The 805-nt window shown below is 63.1% G+C and carries 1 protein-coding gene; it reads right to left on the reverse strand.

All coding sequences use genetic code 11. The features are described from left to right. Positions 1–607: 607 nt before the first annotated feature. A partial coding sequence (locus D3273_RS28655; RefSeq protein ID WP_207210943.1) for a hypothetical protein occupies positions 608–805 on the reverse strand: 198 nt, incomplete at its 5' end.

An 805-nucleotide genomic window follows, 5' to 3' on the forward strand; every position in this document is an offset into this window, starting at 1 on the left:
GGCTTAGTTCGATGAAGCCGTCCTCACGTTTCCAACGGACCAAGACGGGCAAGCATGGACTCCAAATGGTCCCGGAGATCAGGAGTGATAGCACCCAAGCCGTGTGACAAGGTGTATTGGGGCTCGGTTGGGATAGTGGGCTCGGGTAGCGTCACGGTCGCCCGCTTTGCCTCGACAGGCCACTCGGGCGTCGCGACGACGTCAGTTTCTCCGCATTTGCTGCACTTCCACGTCTTCCATGTCGGCGGAAACGGGGAAGCGTCCGGCAAGCCAAGGTCGGCCCACGATGCGACCTGAACCGCCTTGCATCCATCGCAGTGGAGGCGGACTGTCTCTACTCCTCCGACGACGCGCAGGAACTCAATGGTGACTGGCGGCAGTCGCTCGACCTTAGGCGTCAACATAGGGGTAGAGCCTTGCCTGTGAGGGGGTGAGCCATGGCCCCGGGGTTGAGGATCGACGCGGGACGGCCGTGATTGTGGTTGCGGCGCGTTTGATCGCCGTTTGTCGCACGAGGCCATAGGATTGCGTGCCGTGCAAGTGCCCGCCGCCATGGCTCCCTCGTACGTTGAGTGCTTGCTGGCGGTCACGAGCCTATCGACGAACATCACCCCTCCCGCTCAGCGTCATGCGTCTCGTTGATCGCCTGCAGCACCGCCTGCGGGTCCGCCGGCTTTGCCATCTCGCTCGCCTCCTCGTCGACTCGGTTTCGAACGGCCGGCAGGTCGCGGCGCAGCTCCTCCAGCAGCTCGATGATCTTCGCGCTCTTCTTCTCCGACAGGATGGACAGCTCCAGCGTGAGCTG

The sequence above is a fragment of the Lichenibacterium minor genome (assembly GCF_004137685.1).
GTDB classification, from domain to species: domain Bacteria; phylum Pseudomonadota; class Alphaproteobacteria; order Rhizobiales; family Beijerinckiaceae; genus Lichenihabitans; species Lichenihabitans minor.